We start from the raw sequence: 18,891 nt of genomic DNA on the forward strand, positions 1-18,891 counted from the left end.
CAATTGTTCTGGACTATTCTTTTATCTTGAAAAATATGGAAGGCTGTTCAATCGTTCGAGTAGGGGACGACTAATGAAACTAATGGCAATAATCTTACCAAGATCAGGGAGGATAAAGGGAAGGACACCGACAGCTAGTGCCTTATCAAATGGCATCCCGGCAAGGAAGTGGAGGCTGAGAATACCTCCGACAAAGACGAGTGAATCGCCCAAGAGGTTGGCTAGGAAAATGCGAATGTAGCTACTTTTTTGATGGATGAGATAAGATGTAAGTCCAGCATAGACAAGGTCGAACCAAAGATAGCCTGCACTTGGGCCGACTAAAACGTGAAATCCAGCTCCTCCCCCTGCAAAAACAGGTAAACCAATGGCACCCAGCAAGAGATAGAGAGCTACAGATAGAACAGCTTCTCTGGGTCTAAAAACAGTAGCAATCAGACCAATCGCAAAGTTTTGCAAAGTGAAAGGTACAGGACCGATAGGGAGACTGATTTGTGCCAATACAGCGATGAGAGCAGCACCGATAGCAGGGATAGCATAGATATGAGCTTTTTTCAAAACTGTTAACCTCTTTTCAAAATTATAGTAACTATTATACTAATTTAGAAAGAAAAGTCAACCTATTTATGAAATCAAGGTAACAATTTTGTAACAGCCGATTTTGCAAGTAAAAAGAGACCTCAAGAGGTCTCTTGCGATAATTAGCGCATGGTCACAAATTCTTCTGAAGCGGTTGGGTGGATAGCTACTGTAGCATCAAAGTCCGCCTTGGTTGCTCCCATCTTGATGGCAACAGCGAATCCTTGAATCATCTCATCCACTCCGTAACCAAGTCCGTGAAGTCCAACAACTTTTTCGTCATCACCGGCGGTGATGAGTTTGAAGCGAGACTCTTGACGATGGCTTGTAACGGCTGAGTACATAGATGCAAAGCTTGACTTGTAGACTTTGATGTTATCTTGGCCGTATTCTTTGATGGCTTGATCCTCAGTTAAACCAACCGTTCCGATTGCTGGATGGGAGAAGACAACAGTAGGGATAGTCGTGTAGTCCATCTTGGCATTTGTTTTCCCGTTGAAGAGGCGTTCAGATAGGGTACGTCCTGCCTTGATGGCTACCGGGGTCAGTTCCTTCTCACCAGTAACATCTCCAAGAGCATAGATGCCATCTACAACTGTATTTTGGTATTCATCTACTTGGATAAATCCACGTTGGTTGAGTGTGACGCCAGCCTTTTCTATCTCCAGACCGTCTACATTTGGACGGCGACCGGTAGCCCAGATAACTTGGCTGGCAGTGTGACTAGAACCGTCTTCGAAATGAATGGTAATACCTTGCTCCGTTTCTTCGAGCTTGACGGGTACCTTATGTGTGTGCAAAGGTAGACCTGTTTTTTCCATTTCATTGACAAGTCCTTCAACGATGTAGCTGTCAAAAGTGCGCAAGGGACGATCGCGACGGACAAACAAATCAGTTTTTACTCCTAGCGCGTGGAGAACACCTGCTAATTCAACGGCGATATAGCCAGCTCCAAGAATCGCAACGGATTCAGGAAGTTGCTCCCAAGTAAAGACATCGTCTGAGCTACCACCAAGTTCAGCTCCAGGGATAGTTGGAATGCTTGGACGAGCGCCAGTCGCAATCACGATATGTTTGGCACGAATCAATTCACCATTAACGCTGACCGTATGAGCATCAACGAAATGAGCACGACCTTCAATCAAATCAACACCGTTGCGCTTGAAACTTCCATCATAAGATGAGCGAGCACGGTCGATGTAGGCTTCACGGTTTTGACGAAGTTTTGCGAAATCAAATTGAACATCTGAGCTCGTAAACCCATAGTCAGGGCCGTAGTGGTGGAAGCTTTCAGCGATTTGAGCTCCATACCACATGATTTTCTTAGGAACACAGCCGACATTGACGCAGGTTCCACCTAATTTTTTCTCCTCGATAACAGCTGCTTTAGCACCGTGTTCGCCAGCGCGGTTCATAGTGGCAATGCCACCGCTCCCTCCACCGATGGCGATGATATCATATTCTCTCATAGAAAACTCCTTATAGCTTTGATAGTCATATTCTATCGTTTTTATTTTTTGAATGCAAAAATCTGCTACGATAAAAAAAATTATAAAAACGCTTGCCAAATTCAAAAAGATATTGTATTATATATCTAGCACAATAATCCAATAAACGAATACCGAACGAAATAATGATCCTGAACTATCATTGTTTCCATCTGAACTGTCATTGTTTGGTCTCGGTATTTCTGATATAATGGTTTTTGTAAGGCAAAAGAATAAAGGAGCTTAAAAATGAAAAGAAATAAGAAGGCAAAAAAATGGCAATTATACACAGCGATTGGTGTTGCCAGTGCTATTGTTATCGGTGCTGCGGGGATTTTGATTTTTAGACAACCTTCCCAGTCAGCAATCAAGGAGGAAACCTCTCATATCGTTACTGCTAAGGAAGGTTCTGTTGCTTCATCGGTTCTCTTGTCAGGTACGGTTACAGCAAAAAATGAACAATACGTTTATTTTGATGCTAGTAAGGGAGATTTAGATGAAATTCTCGTTTCGGTTGGAGACAAGGTCGAAGAAGGGCAAGCTTTGGTCAAATACAGCAGTGCAGATGCTCAAGCTGCCTATGATGCAGCCGATCGTGCAGTTGCAAAGGCAGACCGTCATATCGAGGAGTTAAACAAAGCTCGTGAGAATGCATCAGCTGCACCAGCTTCTCCACAAGTTCCAGCAGAAGCTGGACTCCCAGAACAAGCGCAAGCAGCGACTTCTTCCGTATCCTCTATCGACTCTCAAATCAGTGATGCCAAGGATAACCGTGCAGATGCTGTTGCCCAACTCAACAAGGCTCAAGCTCAGCTAGATGCTGCAACTGTCCTCAGTACACTAGAAGGGACTGTAGTTGAAGTTAATCGTAATGTTTCCAAATCGCCAACAGGTAATAGCCAAGTGGTAGTACATGTCGTAAGTAATGAAAACTTGCAGGTCAAAGGGGAGTTGTCTGAATACAACCTTGCTAACCTTTCTGTAGGCCAAGAAGTTACCTTTACTTCGAAGGTTTACCAAGATAAGAGCTGGACAGGAAAAATCAGCTATATTTCTGATTATCCTAAAAACAATGGAGAAGCAGCGAATGCAGCCCTTGGAGGAAATACTGGATCTAAGTACCCTTATACTGTTGATGTGACTAGCGATATCGGTGAGTTGAAACAAGGCTTCTCTGTCAGTGTGGAAGTCAAAAACAAGAGTAAAGCCATCCTTGTTCCTTTGACAAGTGTTGTTACTGAAAATGACAAAAACTATGTTTGGACCGTTGACGACCAGAAAAAAGTAAAGAAGGTAGAAGTTACTTTGGGGAATGCGGACGCAGACAACCAAGAAATTACTTCAGGTTTGACAGACGGTGCCAAGGTCATCAGTAATCCAACATCTTCCTTGGAAGAAGGAAAAGAGGTGAAGGCTGATGAAGAAACTAATTAGTCTCAAAAATATCTGTAGGAGTTATCGAAATGGTGACCAAGAACTGCAGGTCCTTAAAAATATCAATCTAGAAGTTCATGAAGGTGAGTTTGTTGCCATTATGGGACCTTCTGGTTCTGGTAAGTCTACGTTGATGAATACCATCGGAATGTTGGATACACCAACTAGTGGAGAGTACTATCTTGAAGGTCAAGAAGTGGCAGGTCTTGGAGAGAAACAATTGGCCAAGGTCCGCAACCAGCAAATCGGCTTTGTCTTTCAGCAGTTCTTTCTCTTGTCCAAGCTTAATGCTCTTCAAAATGTCGAATTGCCCTTGATTTACGCTGGTGTTTCGGCTTCAAAACGTCGGAAATTGGCTGAGGAATTTCTGGAAAAGGTTGAGCTGACGGAGCGCAGTCATCATTTGCCTTCCGAGTTATCAGGTGGTCAAAAGCAACGTGTAGCGATTGCGCGTGCCTTGGTAAATAATCCCTCTATCATCCTAGCAGACGAACCTACAGGAGCCTTGGATACCAAGACGGGAAATCAAATCATGCAGCTGTTGGTGGAGTTAAACAAGGAAGGGAAAACCATTATCATGGTCACGCATGAGCCTGAGATTGCTGCCTATGCCAAACGCCAGATTGTTATTCGTGATGGGATCATCTCGTCCGACAGTGCTCAGGTAGAAAAGGAGGAAAACTAAGATGCAGAATCTGAAATTTGCCTTTTCATCCATCATGGCCCACAAGATGCGCTCCTTCCTCACCATGATTGGGATTATCATCGGAGTTTCGTCTGTCGTTGTCATCATGGCTCTGGGAGACTCCATGTCTCGTCAGGTCAATAAAAACATGACCAAATCACAGAAGGATATCCATGTCTTTTTCTCCCCTATTAAAAGCAAGGACGGCTCCTTTACGCAGAAACAATCCGCTTTGACAGTCAGTGGGAAAGAAGAGGATGTTCATGTTGAACCACCAAAACCACTGGAGTCTTGGGTCAAGGAGGCTGCTAAACTTAAAGGAGTAGACAGTTACTATGTCACCAACTCGACCAACGTTACCCTATCTTATAAGGATAAGAAGGTTGAACGAGCGACTCTGACAGGCGGAAATAGCACCTACATGAACGCAGTTGAAAATGAAATCGTTGCGGGTAGAAGTCTAAGACCGCAAGACTACAAGGAATTTGCCAGTGTGATTTTGCTGGACGAAGAACTAGCCAAGAGTTTGTTTGATAGTCCCGAAGCTGCAGTTAATCAAATCATTTCTGTTAATGAATTTAGTTACCGTGTGATTGGTGTTTATACTAGTAATGAAGCTAAAACTGCGAAAGCCTTTGGGATTGGTGGTCTTCCAATTACGACTAACATCTCTCTCGCAGCCAATTTTAATACTGATGAAATCTCGAACATCGTCTTTCGTGTCAATGATACTAGTCTAACGCAGACCTTGGGTCCGGAGTTAGCTCGAAAACTGACTGAGATTGCAGGTCTTCAACAAGGAGAGTACCAAGTTGCGGATGCAACTGCCGCCTTCCAAGAGGTACAACAACTATTTGGTTTTATGACCACCATTATCAGTGCCATTGCAGGAATCTCTCTTTTTGTCGGAGGAACTGGTGTTATGAATATCATGCTGGTTTCGGTGACAGAACGCACGCGTGAGATTGGTCTGCGGAAAGCTCTCGGAGCTACACGGGCTAATATCTTAGTTCAGTTTTTGATTGAGTCCATGATCTTGACCTTGCTAGGTGGTATCATTGGCCTAGTTAGTGCAGCAGGCTTGACAATGTTAGCGGGTATCCTATTGCAAAATATGATTGCAGGTATCGAAGTTGGGGTGTCCCTCCCAATCGCTCTCTTTAGCTTGGCTGTGTCAGCCAGCGTTGGGATGATCTTCGGAGTCTTGCCGGCCAATAAAGCCTCTAAGCTCGATCCAATCGAAGCCCTTCGTTATGAATAAGATATAGAACAGAAAAAAACAAGATGGACATTTATCTGTCTTGTTTTTGTATGGATTTTCCTATCGAAAATCACTAAAAATATGATATAATGAAGTGTTAGAAAAACAGGTTTCATTTGCCTGGAAAGGAAAAATTATGTCTGAAAAGAATTTTTATATTACAACACCGATTTACTATCCATCTGGTAAACTTCATATCGGTTCTGCCTACACAACCATCGCTTGTGATGTCCTAGCTCGCTACAAACGCCTCATGGGCTACGATGTTTTTTATCTGACAGGTCTTGATGAGCATGGTCAAAAGATTCAACAAAAAGCAGAAGAAGCTGGGATTACACCTCAAGCTTATGTTGATGGGATGGCGGTTGGCGTCAAAGAACTCTGGAAATTACTCGATATCTCATACGATAAATTCATTCGTACAACTGATGACTACCATGAAAAAGTAGTGGCTCAGGTCTTTGAACGCTTGCTTGCTCAAGATGATATTTACTTGGGTGAATACTCTGGCTGGTATTCAGTCTCAGATGAGGAATTCTTTACAGAAAGCCAGCTTGCGGAAGTTTTCCGTGATGAAGCTGGAAATGTAACGGGCGGTATTGCTCCATCAGGTCACGAGGTTGAGTGGGTTTCTGAAGAATCCTACTTCCTTCGCCTCAGCAAATACCAAGACCGTTTAGTTGAATTTTTCAAATCTCACCCTGACTTCATCACTCCAGATGGTCGTCTCAATGAAATGTTGCGTAACTTTATTGAGCCAGGTTTGGAAGACTTAGCGGTTTCTCGTACAACCTTTACATGGGGTGTACCAGTTCCATCTAATCCCAAACACGTTGTCTATGTTTGGATCGATGCCCTCCTTAACTATGCGACTGCTCTTGGTTACGGTCAAGAGGATCATGCTAACTACGACAAGTTCTGGAATGGAACGGTCTTCCATATGGTAGGGAAAGACATTCTTCGTTTCCACTCCATCTACTGGCCAATCCTTCTCATGATGTTGGATATGAAATTGCCTGACCGCTTGATTGCCCACGGTTGGTTCGTCATGAAAGACGGCAAGATGTCTAAGTCTAAAGGGAATGTCGTTTACCCTGAAATGCTAGTAGAACGTTATGGACTGGATCCACTTCGTTACTACCTCATGCGTAGCCTTCCAGTTGGTTCAGATGGAACCTTCACTCCAGAAGACTATGTCGGCCGTATCAACTATGAATTGGCCAATGACCTTGGAAACCTCCTTAACCGTACAGTTTCTATGATTAACAAGTATTTTGATGGGCAAATCCCTGCCTATGTAGAGGGTGTGACTGAATTTGATAATGCTCTTGCTCAAGTAGCAGAGCAATCTATCTCTGACTACCATACACACATGGAAGCAGTTGACTACCCACGTGCCCTTGAAGCAGTATGGACTCTTATCTCACGTACCAACAAATACATCGATGAGACAGCCCCATGGGTCTTGGCTAAGGATGAAGAGCACCGTGACCAATTGGCAAGTGTTATGAGCCATTTGGCAGCCAGCCTTCGTGTTGTAGCTCACATGATTGAGCCATTTATGATGGAAACTAGTCGCGCTGTATTGGCACAACTTGGCTTAGCAGAAGTTTCTAGCCTGGAAAACTTGAGCTTGGCAGATTTCCCTGCTGGTGTGACTGTTGTTGCCAAAGGAACACCAATCTTCCCACGTCTGGACATGGAAGAAGAGATTGCCTATATCAAGGAACAAATGGAAAGTAATAAACCAGCAGTCGAAAAAGAATGGAATCCAGATGAAGTTGAACTCAGACTCAACAAGGATGAAATCAAGTTCGAAGACTTTGACAAGGTTGAGATCCGTGTCGCAGAAGTCAAAGAAGTGTCTAAAGTGGAAGGTTCTGATAAGTTGCTCCAATTCCGCCTAGATGCTGGTGATGGTCAAGACCGTCAAATCCTCTCAGGAATAGCTAAATACTATCCAAACGAACAAGAATTGGTCGGCAAGAAAGTCCAAATCGTTGCCAACCTCAAACCACGTAAGATGATGAAGAAATATGTCAGTCAAGGGATGATTCTCTCAGCTGAACATGATGGCAAATTAACCCTTCTCACAGTGGATCCAGCTGTACCAAATGGAAGTGTGATTGGGTAAAAGCAAAAAACCAACGTTAGGCACGTTGGTTTTTCTTGTTATGTACGAGATTATCTAAGAAGTGGTCTATCTCCTTTTGAGACTGGAGGACAATTACTTTCTCTAGATAGGTTTCTTGAACCCGTTGATAACGTTCTTTGGCATTCTTTGTCCGTCCATCCCAGAGAATCCATCGGATAAACTCCCAGTCAAAGCGTTCAGGGCAACCTGCAGCCATACTTTCTCTGACCTTGCCTCGGTATGTGAGATACCGTTTAAAGGCTCGAAAGAGACAAGTCCATGGTGAAAAGTTGAGAAAGATAATTTGGTCAGCTTCCAGCATTCTTTCTTCATAGCAACACCAAGAGTAGTTGCCGTCGATGACCCAAGCTTCGTGCTTTGTGAGAAAGTTTTTCATCTCGGTCAACATCCATTCGCGGTCACTATATTGCCAACCAGGTTGAAATTGGAGTGTGTCCATATGCAGTTTGGGGATGGAGTAGTAGTTTGACAACTTTTCAGCTAGAGTTGACTTGCCAGCTCCAGAATATCCGATGATTGCGATTTTCATTTTCTACCTTTTCTGATTAGAGGTCAAAAAAACAGCCTCTATGGACTGTTTCTTATTTAGCAAGTTTAGCTGAAAGACGAGCTTTATCGCGACTTGCTTTGTTTTTATGAATCAAACCTTTAGTTTCTGCTTTGTCGATAGCTGAACTAGCAGCACGGAAAAGTTCTTCAGAAGGGTTTGCTTCGAAAGCTTTGATAGCAGTACGCATAGCTGATTTTTGAGCTGAGTTTTTTTCGTTTTGTTTAACGTTCAATTCAGCGCGTTTGATAGCTGATTTAATGTTTGCCAATGTTCTTACCTCCATATTTACTAACTACACTATTATATCTGAAAACTTATGTTTTGACAAGGGGAAATTATTTTTTTAGGTAAATTTCATCGATTTCATGGTTTTTAGCCTTGTGGAGAATAACCTCGGCCCGATTCCTTGTCGGTTCGATGTAGTTTTGTAGATTTGTGAGATTAATGCTGGTCCAAACCTGATGTGCAAAGGCTTCAACTTCTCCAATCGGCATTTGCGTAAAGTGGTGGTAGTAGCTGTCTGGATCGTTTTGTGCAAAGCTAAGGAGTTTTAAAAATCGGTCTAAATACCAACTCTCAATGTCCTCAACAGCAGCGTCTACATAGATGGAAAAATCAAAAAAGTCGGTGATGTAAAGGCGCTCATTTTGAGGATTTTGAAAGACATTGATGCCTTCAACAATCACAAAATCTGCAGCCTTAACACGTTGTTTCTCCCCAGGAACAATATCATAAACCTCGTGAGAATAGACGGGGATATCAACATCCTGTCCATTTTTTAAGCGATCAAGAAAATTCAGTAAGGCTTCCATGTCATAACTCTCTGGAAAGCCTTTGCGATTTAAGATTCCTTGGTCTATTAACGTTTGATTGGGATAGAGAAAACCATCGGTCGTCACTAACTCCACAGTAGCGTCAGTCACTGTACGAGACAGAAGGATTTGCAGAAGTCGGCTAGTTGTTGATTTTCCTACAGCAACACTTCCTGAAACACCGATGATGAAAGGCTGAGATTTACTCTCTCTTTGGAGAAAAATTCCCTTAGAAAAGGCTAAATCCTCTTTGGTGCGTTTGTAAATTTGGATGAGATGAGCTAATGGTAAATAAATATCTGTCACATCTTGCAGGCTGATTTGGTCATTGAAGCTCTTGATGGATTCTAACTCTTCCTCTGTCAAGGGAGGGGTTGTCTTGCGATGCAAGGACTGCCAGGTTTCACGGCTGATTTTTTCAAAATGTAAAAATTCGTTGGTCATATTTTTTCCTCGTTCGATATTTTAGTATATCATATTTCTCATCTAAAGAGAGAATGAAATTCGATATTTCTCATTCTGATTCTTGAAAGTTGCTATAAGTTGCTCTAAAAGATCAAAAATAGAGGAAGTAATACAAAAATCTTTTAATTATTGTCATAACAGATTTAGTTTGTTTGTTGAATTTTAGCTTTGTAAACGGTGTTAAAAAACCTTAAAATATGCTAAAATAGTTTTATGAGTAAAATGTATTATGCAGAAAATCCAGATGCTGCTCACGACATTCATGAGTTGCGAGTAGAATTGTTGGGACATAAAATGACCTTTTTAACGGACGCAGGTGTCTTTAGTAAAAAGATGGTTGATTTTGGTAGTCAGCTTTTACTGAAGTGTCTCGAGGTTGAAAAAGGCGAGCGGGTGCTAGATGTCGGCTGTGGGTACGGTCCCCTAGGGATTTCTTTGGTCAAGGCTTACGGAGTTCAAGCAACCATGATCGATATCAATAATCGTGCTTTGGACTTGGCGCGAAAAAATGCTGAGAGAAACCAAGTTTCAGCAACTATTTTCCAATCCAACATCTATGAGCAAGTTGAAGGGAAATTTGACCATGTTATTTCCAATCCGCCGATTCGAGCGGGCAAACAAGTTGTTCATGAGATTATCGAAAAGAGCAGAGAGTTCTTGAAAGATGGTGGCGATTTAACGATCGTTATTCAGAAAAAACAGGGTGCTCCTAGTGCCAAAAGCAAGATGGAAGACGTTTTTGGAAATTGTGAAATCATAAAGAAGGACAAGGGTTATTATATCCTTAGGAGTGTGAAATCATGAGAGCAGTTGATTTAATCCAAAAGAAACGAGATGGTCAAGAACTGTCTTCGAGTGAAATCAAGTGGCTAGTAGAGGGCTATGTGGCAGGAACTGTTCCAGACTATCAGATGTCAGCCTTTGCTATGGCAGTTTATTTCAAAGGAATGACGACACGAGAGATTTCTGACCTGACGATGAATATGGTCAAGACAGGTCAGGAGTTTGACTTGTCAGCTATTGATGGGGTTAAAGTTGACAAACATTCTACTGGTGGTGTAGGTGATAAGGTGACCTTGATTTTAGCTCCCCTTGTTGCTAGCTTTGGTGTGCCTGTGGCAAAAATGAGTGGTCGGGGACTAGGGCATACTGGTGGGACCTTAGATAAGTTGGAAGCAATCAAGGGCTACCAAGTGGAGCGCAGTCAAGAAGATTTCATTCGTCAGGTACAGGACATTGGTGTATCTGTTATTGGGCAGTCAGATCAGCTGGTTAAAGCAGACAAACTCCTCTATGCCCTCCGTGATGTGACGGCGACTGTCGACACGATTCCTTTGATTGCTAGTTCTGTCATGAGCAAGAAAATTGCTGCAGGAGCGGATGCCATTTTGCTAGATGTGACTGTTGGTGAGGGTGCCTTCATGAAGACGGTTGATGAGGCGCGTGAATTGGCTCAAACCATGGTCGATTTGGGTAAGGCCGTTGGTCGAAAGACAGTAGCGGTTATTACCGATATGAGCCAGCCCTTGGGACGAGCCATTGGCAATCGTCTCGAAATCCTAGAAGCAATTGAAATTCTTCAAGGAAAGGGTCGAGAAGATATCAGTCACTTTATTTGTGAACTAGCTCAGATTATGCTTGGTTTGGCAAATGTCGAGAAGACGGTTGAAGAAGTCCGTCAACACCTTGAAAACGGCCAAGCGCTGGCTAAGTTTGAAGAAATGGTAGCAGCTCAAGGTGGTGATTTAGAAGATCTCTATCGCCCAGTCAAGGTGGCGCATGTAGTAGATATCCCGGCTCAAGAGTCAGGTGTCATTTCAGCCCTTCCAGCGATGGAATTTGGTCTCTATGCCATGAGATTGGGAGCTGGTCGCGCAGTCAAGTCTGATGATTTAGACTATGAAACTGGAATCGTTTTTGAGAAGAAGGTCGGTGACTCCGTTCAAAAGGGAGAAATTGTCGCAAAAGTTTATACAAATGGAAAAATTTCCCCTCAACTAGTTACAGAATTCCAAAAATATGTTAAAATAAATGATAGAGTGAAACGTTTGCAGGAAATAATTGAAATCATCTCATGAAAAGGAGAGAAATTCGAATATGAAGTTAAATAAATATATCGATCATACGCTTTTAAAGCAAGATGCAAGCCAAGAACAAATTGATCGTTTGCTATCTGAAGCGCGTGAGTATGATTTTGCCAGCGTTTGTGTTAATCCTACATGGGTTAAACATGCGAAAACAGGGCTTGAAGGCTCAGATGTAAAGGTTTGTACAGTAGTAGGTTTTCCTTTGGGAGCAACAACTTCAGCTGTGAAAGCTTTTGAAACAAAAGAAGCTGTCCAAAACGGTGCAGATGAGATTGATATGGTTATCAATGTTGGTGCCCTCAAATCAGGCAATCTGGATTTGGTTGAATCGGACATCCGTGCTGTCGTAGAAGCAAGTGGTGACAAGCTGGTTAAGGTCATTATCGAAGCTTGCTTGTTGACAGACGATGAAAAGGTTGTGGCCTGCCAATTATCCCAGAAAGCAGGCGCTGACTTTGTCAAAACATCAACTGGATTTTCAACTGGTGGTGCCACTATAGAGGATGTTCAGTTGATGCGTAAAACAGTCGGACCAGATATGGGAGTTAAGGCTGCTGGTGGAGCTCGCTCATATGCAGACGCTCTTGCCTTTGTGGAAGCAGGCGCTACTCGAATTGGAACATCAGCTGGTGTGGCAATTTTAAAAGGAGAATTAGCAGATGGCGACTACTGAGTTGATTGACTTAGCAATTGAAACCAGCAAGCAAGCCTATGTACCCTATTCTCACTTTCCTGTTAGCGCTGTTCTAGTGGCGAAAGATGGTAACGTTTATACAGGTGTTAATATTGAGAATGCTAGCTATTCTTTGACGAACTGTGGAGAGCGTACAGCGATTTTCAAAGCAGTTTCCGAAGGCCAAAGAGAGTTTTCAGAGTTGATTGTCTATGGACAGACTGAAAAACCCATATCACCATGTGGTGCTTGTCGCCAAGTGATGGCTGAATTTTTTGAAAAAGATCTAAAAGTGACACTTGTCGCAAAAGATAAATCGACGGTCGAGATGACGGTCGGGGAGTTACTTCCATACTCTTTTACAGACTTAAACTAGTCTGAGTCACTCTTTGAGTGACGCGGTCCTTGTGGCCAACCAATCCATACTTGCAACATCGTTGCACATCTTATTTAGGAGGTTCAGTAATGAACAAGAAACAATGGCTAGGCCTTGGTCTAGTTGCAGTAGCAGCAGTTGGACTTGCTGCATGTGGTAACCGCTCTTCTCGTAACGCAGCTTCATCTTCATCTGAAATGAAGACCAAAGCAGCGATCGTAACAGATACTGGTGGTGTTGATGACAAATCATTCAACCAATCAGCTTGGGAAGGTTTGCAAGACTGGGGTAAAGAACACAATCTTTCTAAAGATAAAGGCTTTACTTATTTCCAATCAACAAGTGAAGCAGACTATGCTAACAACTTGCAACAAGCGGCTGGAAGTTACAACCTGATCTTCGGTGTTGGTTTTGCACTTCACAATGCAGTTGAAGAGGCAGCAAAAGACCACTCTGACTTAAACTATGTCTTGATTGATGATGTGATCAAAGATCAAAAGAATGTTGCGAGCGTAACATTTGCGGATAACGAAGCAGCTTACCTTGCTGGTGTTGCAGCAGCTAAAACAACTAAAACAAAACAAGTTGGTTTTGTAGGTGGTATCGAATCTGAAGTTATTTCACGTTTCGCTGCTGGATTTAAAGCTGGTGTTGAGTCAGTAGACCCATCTATCAAAGTCCAAGTTGACTACGCTGGTTCATTTGGTGATGCTGCCAAAGGTAAAACAATTGCAGCTGCTCAATACGCTGCAGGTGCAGACGTTGTCTACCAAGCAGCTGGTGGTACAGGTGCTGGTGTCTTTGCTGAAGCAAAATCTTTGAACGAAAGTAAAAATGAAGACGAAAAAGTTTGGGTTATTGGTGTAGACCGTGACCAAGCAGCAGAAGGTAAATACACTTCTAAAGATGGTAAAGAATCAAACTTCGTTCTTGTATCTACATTGAAACAAGTTGGTACAACTGTAAAAGATATTGCCAACAAAACAGAAAAAGGTGAATTCCCTGGCGGACAAGTTATTGTCTACTCATTGAAAGATAAAGGGGTTGACTTGGCAGTGACAAACCTTTCAGAAGAAGGTAAAAAAGCTGTTGAAGACGCAAAAGCTAAAATCCTTGACGGAAGCGTAAAAGTTCCTGAAAAATAATGGATAAAAGTCATTTCTTAGGAAGCGACCATCGGTCGCTTCTTTAAGAATTGAGGCAATTTTTGTCTCAATAGAACTTGTTAACACGATTAGCAGGTTTTATTGAAACAAAATAAATCTCGGAAAGGAAAAGCATATGGCACACGAAAATGTCATTGAGATGCGGGATATTACCAAGGTGTTTGGTGAATTTGTAGCAAACGACAAGATCAACTTGCAACTGCGAAAAGGTGAAATCCATGCACTTTTAGGAGAAAATGGAGCGGGTAAATCCACTCTGATGAATATGCTGGCAGGACTTCTCGAGCCAACTAGTGGTGAAATTGCGGTGAATAGTCAAGTTGTCAAACTAGATTCACCTTCTAAAGCTGCTAGTCTAGGAATTGGGATGGTTCACCAACATTTTATGTTGGTTGAGGCTTTTACAGTAGCTGAAAATATCATTTTGGGGAGTGAAATCACTAAAAATGGTGTGCTAGATATAGCTGAAGCTACTAAAGAAATCAAGGCTCTTTCTGAACGTTATGGTTTGGCAGTGGATCCTGCTGCCAAGGTGGCAGATATTTCCGTTGGTGCTCAACAACGTGTAGAAATCTTGAAGACACTTTATCGTGGTGCTGATATCCTCATCTTTGACGAACCGACAGCCGTATTGACTCCTTCAGAGATTGATGAGTTGATGGCTATCATGAAAAACCTTGTCAAAGAAGGAAAATCCATTATTTTGATTACCCATAAATTGGATGAAATTCGTGCGGTATCCAATCGAGTGACGGTTATTCGTCGTGGGAAATCAATCCAGACGGTTGAGATTGCAGGGGCAACCAATGCAGACTTGGCAGAGATGATGGTAGGACGTTCTGTCTCCTTCAAAACGGAGAAACAGGCACCACAACCAAAAGAAGTAGTCTTGTCTATCAAAGACTTGGTTGTCAATGAAAACCGCGGTGTACCAGCTGTGAAGAATCTTTCTTTGGATGTTCGTGCTGGTGAAATTGTCGGTATTGCAGGTATTGATGGCAATGGCCAATCTGAACTCATTCAAGCCATTACGGGTCTTCGTAAGGTTGAGTCAGGTAGCGTTGAATTAAAAGGCAAATCAATCGTGGGGATGCATCCTCGACAAATTACAGAACTAAGCGTGGGACACGTTCCTGAAGACCGCCACCGTGATGGTTTGATTTTGGAGATGATGATTTCAGAAAATATCGCTCTTCAAACCTACTACAAAGAACCACTCAGCAAGAATGGTATCTTGAACTATGCCAATATCACTTCGCATGCTAAGAAATTGATGGAAGAATTTGACGTCCGTGCGGCGAGCGAGTTTGTTCCAGCAGCAGCTCTTTCAGGAGGAAATCAACAAAAAGCGATTATCGCTCGTGAGATTGATCGTGATCCTGATCTCCTTATTGTCAGCCAACCAACTCGTGGTCTGGATGTCGGTGCCATTGAATATATCCACAAACGCTTGATTGAAGAACGTGATAACGGGAAAGCTGTGCTTGTTGTCAGCTTTGAATTGGATGAGATTTTAAATGTTTCAGACCGAATTGCTGTTATTCATGATGGGAAGATTCAAGGTATTGTGTCGCCAGAAACGACTAACAAACAAGAACTTGGTATCTTGATGGCAGGTGGAAACTTGGGAAAGGAGAAGGATGATGTCTAAAAAGTTACAACAAATTTCGGTTCCCTTAATTTCCGTATTCTTAGGAATCTTGCTCGGAGCCATTGTCATGTGGATTTTCGGCTACGATGCTATCTGGGGTTATGAGGAGTTGTTCTATACAGCTTTTGGTAGCCTCCGTGGGATTGGTGAGATTTTCCGTGCCATGGGTCCTCTTGTCTTGATTGGTCTGGGGTTTGCAGTTGCCAGTCGTGCAGGTTTCTTTAACGTTGGACTTCCTGGTCAGGCACTAGCGGGTTGGATTCTTAGTGGTTGGTTTGCTTTGTCGCATCCGGATATGCCACGCCCAATGTTGATTTTAGCTACCGTAGTAATTGCTTTGATTGCAGGTGGGATTGTAGGTGCTATTCCAGGTATTCTCAGAGCCTATTTAGGTACATCAGAGGTTATCGTAACCATCATGATGAACTACATTGTTTTGTACGTAGGGAACGCCTTTATTCATTCTTTTCCGAAAGATTTTATGCAAAGCACGGACTCAACGATTCGTGTGAGTGCCAATGCCACTTATCAGACACCATGGTTATCTGAGTTGACTGGCAATTCTCGTATGAATATCGGGATCTTCTTTGCCATCATTGCTGTTGGCGTGATTTGGTTCTTGCTCAAGAAAACGACTCTCGGTTTTGAAATTCGTGCAGTTGGTCTTAATCCCCATGCTTCAGAGTACGCTGGTATTTCAGCAAAACGTACAATCATTCTATCAATGATCATCTCTGGTGCTTTGGCTGGTCTTGGTGGAGCGGTCGAAGGTCTTGGAACCTTCCAAAACGTTTACGTTCAAGGTTCATCATTAGCTATCGGATTTAACGGGATGGCAGTTAGTTTGCTTGCTGGAAACTCACCAATTGGAATTCTCTTTGCAGCCTTCTTATTTGGAGTTTTGCAAGTAGGAGCACCGGGTATGAACGCTGCGCAAGTTCCGTCTGAGCTTGTCAGCATTGTAACAGCGTCTATTATCTTCTTTGTCAGTGTTCACTATATTATCGAACATTTTGTCAAACCCAAAAAACAAGTTAAAGGAGGTAAGTAAGGATGTCTATTACAACATTACTCACCCTCTTGGTCTCTTCTATGCTGATTTACTCAGCACCACTTATTTTTACGAGTATCGGAGGAGTCTTCTCTGAACGTGGTGGTGTCGTTAATGTCGGTCTTGAAGGAATTATGGTTATGGGAGCCTTTTCTGGGGTTGTCTTTAACCTTGAGTTTGCAGAACAGCTTGGAGCAGCGACCCCTTGGATTTCCTTGTTAGTTGCTGGTATCGTGGGAGCTATTTTCTCCCTCATCCATGCAGTCGCTACAGTTCATTTCCGTGCGGACCATGTTGTCAGTGGTACAGTATTGAACTTGATGGCTCCTGCCCTAGCAGTTTTCTTGGTTAAAGTTCTTTATAACAAAGGGCAAACGGATAACTTAAGCCAGACTTTTGGACGTTTTGATTTCCCAGTTTTGGCTAATATCCCTGTGATTGGAGATATTTTCTTCAAGTCTACCAGTCTACTAGGTTATATCGCAATTGCCTTCTCATTCTTTGCTTGGTTTATTCTCTTTAAGACACGCTTTGGTCTTCGCCTTCGCTCTGTCGGTGAACACCCTCAAGCAGCGGATACCTTGGGGATCAATGTCTACAAGATGCGATATCTTGGGGTTATCATTTCAGGTTTCCTTGGTGGAATTGGGGGAGCGATTTATGCTCAATCCATTTCAGTTAACTTCTCAGTGACAACTATTGTCGGTCCTGGATTTATCGCTCTTGCTGCGATGATCTTTGGTAAATGGAACCCAATTGGTGCTATGCTTTCTAGTCTTTTCTTTGGACTTTCACAAAGTTTGGCAGTTATCGGTTCTCAATTACCTTTCTTACAAGGAGTGCCAGCGGTTTACCTTCAAATCGCGCCTTATGTCTTGACCATCCTTGTCTTGGCAGCTTTCTTTGGAAAAGCAGTTGCGCCTAAGGCAGACGGTATCAACTACATCAAGTCAAAATAAGCATACAAAAAAACGTCAGTTTCAAACTGGCGTTTTCTATTTTTAAAATTTCAGTTTTGAAATATATGATAGTAAATTATAGCGAATAAGCAACTCTTAAATTTTAAGTTCTAATTAAACTTAGTTTTCAATTTTTAGTATTCTAAAAATTTTAGGTAACATTATAATTATATATATTAGTAGGGTTCCTCCCCCGAATATGAATATCACCCCTCCATTCACTTCTTTTTGAAAAAGATAAGTGAATACTATGGTACCTATCGGCATGATAGATGTATTTAGTGTAAATAAAGTACTCATTACTCTGCCTAAAAATTTTGTTTCGATGGTACTTTGAAGGTAAGTCATCACAATAATATTTAAAACAACAAGAGTAAACGCAATGATTCCCATAAATATACTACCAAGAAAAGAAATAATAATTTGAGAGTTAGTTGATGCAAATATGATGCCTAAACCAATAATAGCCATAGTTAAGAGAACAAGTGGCATGGTTATCTTACTCGAGAGTAAGATGTTGTTTTCTTTCTTATCTGGCAATAGTGACATTGAAATACTTGCTAAAAGCATTCCTACTGCTGCCATAGTTTCAAGCATTCCTACTGTCGAGTTACCTAACAGAAGTTGTTCTTTTACTACAAATGGCACCCCAATACTGATAGATGTGTAGAAAAAATTGAGGATAACACTTACAAGAATAATGTATTTTACAATTTGATTTTCTTTAAGAAATTGAATGATTCCTTTGACTCCATGCAGAGGATTTTCACAATTCGTAGCCTTGTTCTCTTTCTCGTTATATTCATAGTAAAATTTCATACTAAGTAGAACTCCTAAAGAGAGGAGGTTTGCAAAGATTTCAATTAGAATAAAACCTGCAAAACCTAACCAACCATAAAAAATGACTCCAATGGCTGGAGAAAGCATGGTTGCAATTGCAATGGCAGTCTGTGTAACAGAACTTAATCTTTGAATTTTTTTATCATTTACTAATTCATGAATTGAGGCTGAATAACAAGTATCACTTATATTGACTGTAATAGAGTGGAGTATTACAAATGGAATTACTAGATATAAGATACTAGAAGAATCCATAAGAAAATAAAAAGCATAAAACAAAAGAAAGATAAAAATCCTAAAGATGAAATTATATATTAAGATTTTCTTGTGTGGGTATCTATCTACTAGATTACCAATGGGAACTAAGAAAATCAAACTGACTAAAGGATAAATAATCATATTAATCCCAAAACTCATTGCAGATTTTGTTTGATCCAGTAGCATCAAACCTAAAGCAAAATTGAAAGATTTCCCGCTCAAAGAGCCAATGAAATTGCTAATAAAATCTTTTATAATTTGCTTATTTGATATACGATCACTAATTATATTTTTCATCTACATCTTCCACCATGAAAGTTATTATTTAAAAAGTATATCTAATAAGAATCACACTAGGATATTAGTGTAATTGAATATCTTTAAACGCCAGTTCAAAACTGG

18 protein-coding genes are annotated in these 18,891 nt (G+C 41.7%); 12 read left to right on the forward strand and 6 right to left on the reverse strand.

Features of this window, described 5'->3' with window-relative positions; all coding sequences use genetic code 11:
* Window positions 1-21: 21 nt before the first annotated feature.
* Window positions 22-558 (reverse strand): biotin transporter BioY, encoded by a 537-nt coding sequence (locus EKB01_RS01745; RefSeq protein ID WP_000709012.1) that lies wholly within the window; start codon window positions 556-558, stop codon window positions 22-24.
* A 143-nt stretch (window positions 559-701) separates the two neighbouring features.
* Window positions 702-2,048, reverse strand: coding sequence for a glutathione-disulfide reductase (gor, locus tag EKB01_RS01750; protein ID WP_167265446.1), 1,347 nt, complete (start codon window positions 2,046-2,048; stop codon window positions 702-704).
* A 267-nt stretch (window positions 2,049-2,315) separates the two neighbouring features.
* Here gor and EKB01_RS01755 point away from each other — a divergent pair, with 267 nt between their 5' ends.
* The 4 genes from EKB01_RS01755 (at window position 2,316) to metG (ending at window position 7,580) form a co-directional block, all read left to right on the forward strand.
* Entirely contained in the window at window positions 2,316-3,500 is a 1,185-nt protein-coding gene (locus EKB01_RS01755; RefSeq protein WP_167265448.1) for an efflux RND transporter periplasmic adaptor subunit, read from the forward strand.
* Window positions 3,484-4,185, forward strand: coding sequence for an ABC transporter ATP-binding protein (locus EKB01_RS01760; protein ID WP_049477654.1), 702 nt, complete (start codon window positions 3,484-3,486; stop codon window positions 4,183-4,185). The genes EKB01_RS01755 and EKB01_RS01760 overlap by 17 nt, the downstream gene beginning before the upstream one ends.
* Before the next feature lies 1 nt (window position 4,186).
* Window positions 4,187-5,446, forward strand: a complete 1,260-nt coding sequence (locus EKB01_RS01765; RefSeq protein WP_167265450.1) for an ABC transporter permease — start codon at window positions 4,187-4,189, stop codon at window positions 5,444-5,446.
* Between the two features lie 136 nt (window positions 5,447-5,582).
* A complete protein-coding gene (gene metG / locus EKB01_RS01770) occupies window positions 5,583-7,580 on the forward strand; it encodes a methionine--tRNA ligase (protein WP_167265452.1) in 1,998 nt (665 codons plus the stop codon).
* Between the two features lie 16 nt (window positions 7,581-7,596).
* On the opposite strand, the gene EKB01_RS01775 is transcribed toward metG, so the two are convergent.
* The 3 genes from EKB01_RS01775 to coaA form a co-directional block, all read right to left on the reverse strand.
* Window positions 7,597-8,130 (reverse strand): DNA topology modulation protein, encoded by a 534-nt coding sequence (locus EKB01_RS01775; protein WP_167265454.1) that lies wholly within the window; start codon window positions 8,128-8,130, stop codon window positions 7,597-7,599.
* A gap of 52 nt (window positions 8,131-8,182) precedes the next feature.
* Complete coding sequence (rpsT, locus tag EKB01_RS01780; RefSeq protein WP_001274000.1) at window positions 8,183-8,419, reverse strand: 30S ribosomal protein S20; 237 nt, start codon at window positions 8,417-8,419, stop codon at window positions 8,183-8,185.
* A gap of 67 nt (window positions 8,420-8,486) precedes the next feature.
* Window positions 8,487-9,407 carry a type I pantothenate kinase gene (gene coaA, locus EKB01_RS01785; protein WP_167265456.1) on the reverse strand — a complete coding sequence of 307 codons (921 nt, stop codon included), beginning with the start codon at window positions 9,405-9,407 and terminating at the stop codon, window positions 8,487-8,489.
* Window positions 9,408-9,641: 234 nt separating this feature from the next.
* Between coaA and EKB01_RS01790 the strand changes: the two genes are divergently transcribed.
* From EKB01_RS01790 to EKB01_RS01825, 8 genes are all read left to right on the forward strand, one after another.
* The gene (locus EKB01_RS01790) at window positions 9,642-10,232 is read left to right on the forward strand and encodes a class I SAM-dependent methyltransferase (RefSeq protein ID WP_109290110.1); all 591 of its coding nucleotides are present in this window, start codon (window positions 9,642-9,644) and stop codon (window positions 10,230-10,232) included.
* Window positions 10,229-11,506 carry a pyrimidine-nucleoside phosphorylase gene (locus EKB01_RS01795; RefSeq protein WP_167265458.1) on the forward strand — a complete coding sequence of 426 codons (1,278 nt, stop codon included), beginning with the start codon at window positions 10,229-10,231 and terminating at the stop codon, window positions 11,504-11,506. Before EKB01_RS01790 ends, EKB01_RS01795 begins: the two co-directional genes overlap by 4 nt.
* A 19-nt stretch (window positions 11,507-11,525) precedes the next feature.
* A complete protein-coding gene (gene deoC / locus EKB01_RS01800; RefSeq protein ID WP_000773700.1) occupies window positions 11,526-12,188 on the forward strand; it encodes a deoxyribose-phosphate aldolase in 663 nt (220 codons plus the stop codon).
* The gene (locus EKB01_RS01805) at window positions 12,175-12,564 is read left to right on the forward strand and encodes a cytidine deaminase (RefSeq protein ID WP_000246081.1); all 390 of its coding nucleotides are present in this window, start codon (window positions 12,175-12,177) and stop codon (window positions 12,562-12,564) included. Before deoC ends, EKB01_RS01805 begins: the two co-directional genes overlap by 14 nt.
* A gap of 89 nt (window positions 12,565-12,653) precedes the next feature.
* A complete protein-coding gene (locus EKB01_RS01810) occupies window positions 12,654-13,709 on the forward strand; it encodes a BMP family protein (protein ID WP_167265460.1) in 1,056 nt (351 codons plus the stop codon).
* Between the two features lie 136 nt (window positions 13,710-13,845).
* Window positions 13,846-15,381, forward strand: a complete 1,536-nt coding sequence (locus EKB01_RS01815) for an ABC transporter ATP-binding protein (RefSeq protein ID WP_167265462.1) — start codon at window positions 13,846-13,848, stop codon at window positions 15,379-15,381.
* Window positions 15,374-16,432, forward strand: coding sequence for an ABC transporter permease (locus tag EKB01_RS01820; RefSeq protein WP_000038677.1), 1,059 nt, complete (start codon window positions 15,374-15,376; stop codon window positions 16,430-16,432). The genes EKB01_RS01815 and EKB01_RS01820 overlap by 8 nt, the downstream gene beginning before the upstream one ends.
* Before the next feature lie 2 nt (window positions 16,433-16,434).
* Window positions 16,435-17,391 (forward strand): ABC transporter permease, encoded by a 957-nt coding sequence (locus EKB01_RS01825; protein WP_000029134.1) that lies wholly within the window; start codon window positions 16,435-16,437, stop codon window positions 17,389-17,391.
* Window positions 17,392-17,511: 120 nt separating this feature from the next.
* Here EKB01_RS01825 and EKB01_RS01830 read toward each other — a convergent pair whose 3' ends face one another.
* Window positions 17,512-18,786, reverse strand: coding sequence for an MFS transporter (locus tag EKB01_RS01830; RefSeq protein ID WP_167265464.1), 1,275 nt, complete (start codon window positions 18,784-18,786; stop codon window positions 17,512-17,514).
* Between the last annotated feature and the right edge of the window lie 105 nt (window positions 18,787-18,891).

Source organism: Streptococcus sp. CCUG 71758 (genome assembly GCF_011714815.1).
Classification (GTDB): Bacteria; Bacillota; Bacilli; order Lactobacillales; family Streptococcaceae; genus Streptococcus; species Streptococcus halitosis.

Bases quoted from the DNA above. Each gene is read 5' to 3' on its own strand.
- EKB01_RS01805 (WP_000246081.1), top strand. From the start codon at position 12,175: ATGGCGACTACTGAGTTGATTGACTTAGCAATTGAAACCAGCAAGCAA.
- gor (WP_167265446.1), bottom strand. From the start codon at position 2,048: ATGAGAGAATATGATATCATCGCCATCGGTGGAGGGAGCGGTGGCATT.
- EKB01_RS01815 (WP_167265462.1), top strand. From the start codon at position 13,846: ATGGCACACGAAAATGTCATTGAGATGCGGGATATTACCAAGGTGTTT.
- EKB01_RS01820 (WP_000038677.1), top strand. From the start codon at position 15,374: ATGTCTAAAAAGTTACAACAAATTTCGGTTCCCTTAATTTCCGTATTC.
- deoC (WP_000773700.1), top strand. From the start codon at position 11,526: ATGAAGTTAAATAAATATATCGATCATACGCTTTTAAAGCAAGATGCA.
- EKB01_RS01790 (WP_109290110.1), top strand. From the start codon at position 9,642: ATGAGTAAAATGTATTATGCAGAAAATCCAGATGCTGCTCACGACATT.
- EKB01_RS01795 (WP_167265458.1), top strand. From the start codon at position 10,229: ATGAGAGCAGTTGATTTAATCCAAAAGAAACGAGATGGTCAAGAACTG.
- coaA (WP_167265456.1), bottom strand. From the start codon at position 9,407: ATGACCAACGAATTTTTACATTTTGAAAAAATCAGCCGTGAAACCTGG.
- EKB01_RS01775 (WP_167265454.1), bottom strand. From the start codon at position 8,130: ATGAAAATCGCAATCATCGGATATTCTGGAGCTGGCAAGTCAACTCTA.
- metG (WP_167265452.1), top strand. From the start codon at position 5,583: ATGTCTGAAAAGAATTTTTATATTACAACACCGATTTACTATCCATCT.
- EKB01_RS01810 (WP_167265460.1), top strand. From the start codon at position 12,654: ATGAACAAGAAACAATGGCTAGGCCTTGGTCTAGTTGCAGTAGCAGCA.
- EKB01_RS01760 (WP_049477654.1), top strand. From the start codon at position 3,484: ATGAAGAAACTAATTAGTCTCAAAAATATCTGTAGGAGTTATCGAAAT.
- EKB01_RS01765 (WP_167265450.1), top strand. From the start codon at position 4,187: ATGCAGAATCTGAAATTTGCCTTTTCATCCATCATGGCCCACAAGATG.
- EKB01_RS01825 (WP_000029134.1), top strand. From the start codon at position 16,435: ATGTCTATTACAACATTACTCACCCTCTTGGTCTCTTCTATGCTGATT.
- EKB01_RS01755 (WP_167265448.1), top strand. From the start codon at position 2,316: ATGAAAAGAAATAAGAAGGCAAAAAAATGGCAATTATACACAGCGATT.
- EKB01_RS01830 (WP_167265464.1), bottom strand. From the start codon at position 18,786: ATGAAAAATATAATTAGTGATCGTATATCAAATAAGCAAATTATAAAA.